General features: G+C 59.2%; 6 protein-coding genes. 3 read left to right on the forward strand and 3 right to left on the reverse strand.

Annotated elements, in window-relative coordinates; genetic code table 11:
* Window positions 1-715: glycoside hydrolase family 75 protein (locus WCA53_RS11660; protein WP_423909586.1), on the reverse strand; the 715-nt coding region annotated here is incomplete at its 3' end.
* A 226-nt stretch (window positions 716-941) separates the two neighbouring features.
* On the opposite strand from WCA53_RS11660, the gene WCA53_RS11665 reads away from it, so the two are divergent.
* Window positions 942-2528 (forward strand): Na+/H+ antiporter, encoded by a 1587-nt coding sequence (locus WCA53_RS11665; protein WP_423909589.1) that lies wholly within the window; start codon window positions 942-944, stop codon window positions 2526-2528.
* Window positions 2529-3893: 1365 nt separating this feature from the next.
* On the forward strand, window positions 3894-4157 hold the full coding sequence (locus tag WCA53_RS11670) for a hypothetical protein (RefSeq protein WP_423909592.1): 264 nt from the start codon (window positions 3894-3896) through the stop codon (window positions 4155-4157).
* A 64-nt stretch (window positions 4158-4221) separates the two neighbouring features.
* Here the strand turns inward: WCA53_RS11670 and ydiK are convergent, their stop codons facing one another.
* Together ydiK and WCA53_RS11680 are read right to left on the reverse strand one after the other, a co-directional pair.
* Window positions 4222-5340, reverse strand: a complete 1119-nt coding sequence (gene ydiK, locus WCA53_RS11675; RefSeq protein ID WP_423909596.1) for an AI-2E family transporter YdiK — start codon at window positions 5338-5340, stop codon at window positions 4222-4224.
* Between the two features lie 339 nt (window positions 5341-5679).
* A complete protein-coding gene (locus tag WCA53_RS11680) occupies window positions 5680-6072 on the reverse strand; it encodes a RidA family protein (protein ID WP_423909601.1) in 393 nt (130 codons plus the stop codon).
* A gap of 243 nt (window positions 6073-6315) precedes the next feature.
* Between WCA53_RS11680 and WCA53_RS11685 the strand changes: the two genes are divergently transcribed.
* A partial coding sequence (locus WCA53_RS11685; protein ID WP_423909605.1) for a DUF899 family protein occupies window positions 6316-6991 on the forward strand: 676 nt, incomplete at its 3' end.

Here is a 6991-nt window from a genome sequence, read left to right on the forward strand (position 1 = left end):
CAGCTCGAGTGCCCGGAAAAATAAGGTACACGACGTCTTTCGTGACACTGTCACTAACGGGTTGAGCGCAAATGCCATTGGCTGCCATGCGCTTGCAGCTTGGATGCCCCAAAGCATCGTGCACTGCCATGGAAGCCTCGCCAATTCGATGGAACGGCGATGTGTCGCCGGCGATCGCATAGGTCACCTTGCCGTCGTAGACAACGGCCGCAACATCGCCTAACCCGGTTCCTGTTTCCTTCATGAAGGTCACCGTCGGGTCTTTCCTGGACGGACCAGGTATGACCACGTACCGGACCTTTTCCCCGTTTAATGGAGTTCTACCGTCGGCATAGGTAAGCGTTGTGTTGGGGTTATCAGGAGACACCTTATGCTTGATGGCGTAAGGCGAACCGTCCGCATCCACGCTCATCTTGGCGTCGAACAGGATAGTGCCATTTGCCAGCTTGATGAACGTGGTGTTGTTGTTCGGGTCCCGCCCGGGCTTGGCGGAATTCGGTACCCCGCACTGCGTATCGAACATCCCTTCGCCGCTGTGAGTCTTGTCGCATTCAGCGAAAGCCACCTTGTACTTATCAGCGACAGGTGTGCCCTCCAATGAGATCCCCTGGAAGACCTCAGCCGACGCCGCCGGGGGGGCGAAGACTTCGGCTTGGCAATGAGCCGAAACCAAAACGACAACGCCTACGAAGCCAGCGCGAGCGGAAAAACGCATCCGACCTCCTTGTTGTTTGATGTCCGGAAACCACTGGGCGCACCCACTATTTGCAAGCGCCTTAGACCGCAGCGTAATGCTTCGGCAATACGACTACAAGTAAATTCTCCGATACCTGCGTCGTCCGTCAAGCCGGCGATATTTCTGGCGCAACACCTTCTTCTAGTAAGCTTGACTAACTTATCTCGCTTGACTCACTTGACGCTTAGCAGGCAAAGGCAAAGCCATGTCCTCGGTCTCCGCATTCAAGCTGATCCTGCTTTCGCTAATCGTGATGATCGGCCTGCAGTTGCTGGCGAAGCGACTCAGGTTGCCGCCCGCTGCGGCGCTCTTGATCGGTGGGATTGGCATGGCGTTCGTGCCGGGCCTTCCGCCCGTCCATCTCGACCCGGACCTGGTGATTGTGGTGTTTCTCCCGCCGCTTCTCATGGACGGCGCCTACTTCTCCGTGTGGGACGAACTCAAGCGCAATATCGGCGGCATCCTGTTGCTTGCCATAGGTGCCGTTGCGTTCACCACGCTTGCCGTCGGGGTGGTCACCCACCTTGTTGTCCCTCACCTACCCTGGGGCGCCTGTTTCGCACTCGGCGCGATCGTGTCGCCACCTGATGCTGTCGCAGCCAAGGCAGTGTTGGAGCGCCTCGCGCTGCCACGCAAGATGATGGTTCTCCTTGAGGGAGAAAGCCTGCTCAATGATGCCGCTGGCCTTGTGCTGGTTCGCTTTGCCGTCGCGGCAGCACTTACCGGCGCGTTCAGCATCGAGCATGCGGCAGCGAGCTTCGCCATTCTCGGGCTGGGTGGCGTGGCGGTCGGTGCGGCCTTGGGCTTTGTCGTGATCAAGATTCTCCGCTGCCTTGCTGACGACTATCTCATCATCACGACCATGGTCTTGACGGCATGGGTGAGTTACATCGCTGGGGAAATGCTCGGGGTGTCAGGGGTAATCGCGACGGTCACCTGCGGGCTGACGCTAGGCTGGTATCAACACGAAGTAGTGAGCGCAACCGTTCGAATGCGCGGCGCGGCGTTCTGGCAGGTCATCATCTTTCTCCTCGAAGCGCTCGTCTTCATCCTGATTGGTCTCTCTCTTCGAGGCGTCATCGGCCGATTCGACAGTGCAAACGATGCTCTCATGGCGCTGGCGCCAGCCGTAGTTGCTGTGCTCGTTGCAGTCGTGCTATCCCGCTTCGTGTGGGTGTTCGTCATCGACCTGCTCGGCGTGTCATGGCGCCGCACAGTCGGTCGAACAAAAGCAGTCCTGGATTGGCGAACCGCAACAATCATGAGTTGGGCGGGCATGCGAGGCGTGGTTACGCTCGCAATCGCACTTTCGCTTCCGGACGCCTTGCCCGGACGGGATTTAATCCTGGTGGCCTCGATCGCCGTCATCCTTGTGACCGTGCTCGTCCAGGGAACGACCATTGGCCTCTTGATTCAGTGGGTCAATCCCGACCGGGGTTCCGACGGCAACGCGCAACACTTGACGGAGCCGCAGGCGTGGGCGCGACTGGAAGCGGCTCAGCTTAAGGCTGTAGAGCCGCTTGTACACGACGACGACGGAAAGCTAATTCATCCGCGATTGCTCGAACAATATACGTATCGTGCTGCTCTCACTAAGACATATGGGGACAGGGCGGAATTTCCGCAGGAAGAGCGCCTCACTCACTACGATGTCGTTTTGGCCGCCATTGCAGCCGGCCGCAAGGAGCTGCTGCGGATGCATCGCTCCGGTCTCATTCATGACGAGATGCTTCACGCGCTAGAGCGCGATCTGGATTTGCAGGAGGTGTCGGCGCGGCATGCGCGTGGTTGACCGCACATCGAACTTACGGTTCGTCAACGTCGAAAAACAACAACAAGTAGCTCGCGCGCCGGTGTACAAAAAGTGGTCAACACTCAATGAGGTCAAACAGCCATTGCTCGCTGTTTTTGTCACCCTATTATCGGCGTAGGCGCCTTCCAAATCTAACGATGCCACCGCAGTCGATTGCGAAGCTCATCCGACCTCATTTGACATGACGCATCGGGTAGCGTTAAGCGAACGACGCCTCAAACGTTATTTGACGAGGAAGTCATCATGCTGAACAGGCCGACTCTCGTAAGCAAGCAAGTACATACGACACTATTTTCTGTCGAGTTCACCCGGGACACCGGACGATTGCGAATACTAGAGAACGGCAACGTCATTGCGGAATGGTTTCCTCCAAACTCCTGGTTTGCAATCGCTTCGGTAGCAGGACGGAGTAGTTGGGGCACGCGTCCGGCCGAGCGCGATCTCGGCCTGTTACTCGACGACTTTCTTTGGCAGCGTCTGGGTACGCGAGATTGCGTCGCCCCTGATCCTTCGCCCGATGGTGTCACATAATTGTCGTCGGTCGGTGACGTTGTGGACGGCAAGCATTGCCCAATCCACTGCCGAATCCCGACGGTCTCAGGCGGTGTCGACGAGTTGCCCGTGTCCTCGGGCAACCTCCGGCCTATCCCCCAAAACTATCCCCACTGACGGCCCCCTCCTTACGTCGGATTGCGTGCGAACAATCGTCGGCGCTACTGTAGGTCATGCGTGCTTCTCGTCGCGCATCTGGACCTACAGGTCCCTTGAGCAAAGACTTGGCGCGGTTCGCCCGCGTCCCTTTGCTGTCGCACGGTTACCTCCTGCGATTGATTCAACGCTTCCAGAAGAAGTTCGGTGCGTGGCGCCAGCCGGCATGCTGCGACCCGACATGTGCCCTCTAGGGTGACGGCGGGGACGCGATACCGAGTTGTGCCTCTCGATACCGCTATGACCGGCCACCGGCAACTCAATGGTGTCATCGGCACAAGTAGCGCTGGATATCGATCGCCGATGTCCGGTCAATCAAGGAGTCTGAAATGAACTTGAAACTAGTAATGCTAGGCAGCGCCGCCAGCCTGTTCGCTATCACAGGAACGGTGTACGCGCAGGACGCTCCTGAAACCTCTCAGCAAACTCAGCAAACTGCGCAGCAGCAAAAACAGGAAGCTCCCGCGCCCGCAAGCAACGATGCTGCATACGGGGGCGTTCCGTCAGGAAACAGCATGTCAGCTAGCGGCCCTCGTCAATCGGACTGCCGCAACCGTCCTCAGTGCGACATCTTTTTCGGGCACTAGCCGAGGACCTTCGGCCGACATTGAACACAAACTTAATATGGAGTACTCGATGCTTAACAAACCAGTCGTTGCGCGCAAGCGCTTCAACGGTACGTCAATGTCGGCCGAATTTCATCGGGATACGGGGCGCCTTCGAATACTCCGGGACCGCACCGTTTTGGCGGAATGGTTCCCCCCTCACTCGTGGTTTGCGGTAGCGTCGGTGGCGGGATACAGCACCTGGGGAACACGCCCTAACGAGCGCGACCTCGCACGCGTGCTGGATGATTTTTTATTGCAGCGAACGGGCACGAGAGACCTCGTGACTTCGTGAGTGTCCGCATGGGGTTGGGGCGGTTCTGCTAAATATAAACACCGCCCGAAAGACCAACCCCTCCCTAGCCGTCCTTCAGATTCTCTGACGTGATCACTGCGTCGCCTTCGTTCCCGGCGATGGCCACCCCGGGAACAGGTTCGTCCATCCACGCGTCCAGCACGGTCGATGTCACAGCGAGGATGACTGGGCCAATGAAGAGGCCGACGATCCCGAATGCGAACAGGCCGCCCAATACGCCGGACAGGATCAACAACATCGACAGGTTGACCCCCCGCTTGATCAGGATCGGTCGCAACAGATTGTCGAGCATGGCGACGGCGATCGACCAGATCAGGAGCAGGATCGCGGCTACGTGAGCGTCGTGCCAGAAAAGCCAGGCGACGCCGCCGAGCAAAGGCAGTAAGGGACCAATCTGGGCGAGGCACAACATCAGCATGACCGCTGCCAGTATTCCAGCAGCGGGAACGCCAGCGACCCACAAGCCAATTCCGCCGAGCGCGGACTGCGCCACCGCCGTCACGACGATTCCAAGGGCAACCGCACGGATTGCCAGAGCACCCAGCTTCACGGCTCCCGCACCGCGCTGGCCGGCGAGCCGGGTTGCGAAGCGGATGACAAAACGCGCCGCTTGTTCGCCCTGGTTGTAGAGAATGCCCGCGATGATGATCGTGACGAACATGTGAATCACGAAGACCCCCACGGCCGCTGCGTGACCGAGCGTCCAGCGCGCCGCGACCGTCAGGTAGGGCTCAAGCTTCGCGAGCAAGCCGCCCGGCCCGGCGTCAGACAGGGTCTGCCATTCGCGCGCCAGGCGTTGGCCGGCCAGCGGGATATCGCCAAGCCAATCCGGTGGCGGCGGCAAAGCATAGTGCGGCAGGCTCGTGACAGCGCCCATGATGTCGCTCGCGTGCAGGGCCAACGTCGAGATTGCCTCATAGAGCGGCAGCACGATCACGATCAGGAGGATGAGCAGCATCACCGCTGTGGCGGCCCATCGGCGGTTGCCGCAACGGCGCTGCACCGCCAGCATCAAGGGCCAGGTTGCGACGACAATGGTGGTCGCCCAGATAAGGCCAGGAAGGAAGGGCCGCAAGATATACAGGCTGCCGATGGTCAACCCGGACAGAATGACGATCACAAGCAGGGCGCGAGCGAGATCGTATGGTTGGCGTGGGTTCACGTGGTACTCCTTACAAGGACGTGGTGCATTGCGCCGATCCGAGCCGCTAATACTTGAAGTTGATTGGCGTTGCTCCGGTGCCGGTCCGGAGGCCGCGGATATTGGATCATTAAATCGCCTGATGTCCAACGATATTCGCGCGTATGTATTTCGCCATTCGAGTATTTGCGTCAACCGGGTTGCGTACGACGGACAATGTGCCGAACAGCCTCGGTCAATGGCCAGGGGTTGGCTCTGGACCGCGAGCGTCGGGGACTGGGCGATACCCTTTCATTATCCTTTCCTTCGATTGCTCGCGCCGCGGCCACGCCCACGGGAAGATCGGGGTGGGCGTCCGGTTTAGCGGATCATCGCTGTGCATTCAATCTCGATATCGAACTCGTTCGGCCACGATGCCACCGGCACGAAGGTTCGGGCGGGGGGATTCTGAGGGAAGTGCCGGGCGTAGACGCGGTTGATTGCCCCGTAGTGCCCGGAGTTCGCGGCATATATCCGCACCATGAGCACATCGTCCAGGGACGCACCCGCCGCTTTCAGGCAATGTGCCAGTGCGATAAGCGATGCCTCGGTTTGGGTCTCGATGTCCCCCTTCACCAATTGACCGGTGGTGACGTCAAAAGGCGGAAGACCGGACACGAAGATCTGCCCCGCGCCCTTTGTCACAAGCGACAGGGGTATGCCCATTGCGCGTAATGCCGGCGAGAGAACCGGCACTTCAATCAGTTGTCGCATTGTGTCTGCTCCTTAACAAGGATAAAGCGAAGATAAAGCGCTTAAGACGAAATAGTATTCGAAATGGACAGGCGCGTTCGTCCACACGCTTGCACTTTGACGCATCGCAAAATATACCGCGGGTGGTGTCGATTTCTTCAAGTGTCGTTCGTCGTGCATATGAGGCGTTGGCGAAGCAACGTGGCGACGATCGAAAGGCGCTGCAATGCGCCCTATGCCCTTAAATCCATAAGGAGATCACTCATGACTTCCATAGATAAATCTGCGCAGGCCTTGAAGCCGGCCCAGGCGCTGGCTCAGTCGACCCGCCGATTTCCGGGTGAAAGCGTGCAATATCGGAGTGCGCGTAACGCGCTGCTGGCGGAAGAAATCGAAGTGCGACGCCACATCGAGCGTGCGGCCGCCTTGCGCCGCGCCCTTCCGGCCGGCGGAGAGTTGACTCAGGACTACCGGTTCGATGGCGAGCACGGGCCGGTGGCGCTGTCGCAAATGTTCGGCGCCCACGATACCCTCGTCACCTACAACTGGATGTTCGGCCCTAAGCGCGAACGGCCTTGTCCGATGTGCACCTCGTTGCTCAGTGCTCTGGACGGCGAGATGCCCGACATACTGCAACGCGTGGCCTTTGCCGTAATTGCGAGAGCGCCGATCGAGCGCATGGTGGCGTTCAAGAACGAGCGGGGCTGGAAGAATCTGCGGCTGTATTCGTCGGGCGGCAACAGCTTCAACCGCGACTACGCTGACGAAGATCCCGACGGTAGCGACAACCCTGCGTTTAATGTCTTCACCCGTGCAGGCGGCGCCATGCGTCATTTCTGGTGCGACGAGATGGGTCCGCAAACGGCCGATCCCGGGGAGGATCCGCGAGGCGCGCCTGATCCGATGCCACTATGGACGATACTTGACATGACTCCCGGGG

The sequence above is a fragment of the Caballeronia sp. genome, from assembly GCF_049581465.1.
Classification (GTDB): Bacteria; Pseudomonadota; Gammaproteobacteria; order Burkholderiales; family Burkholderiaceae; genus Caballeronia.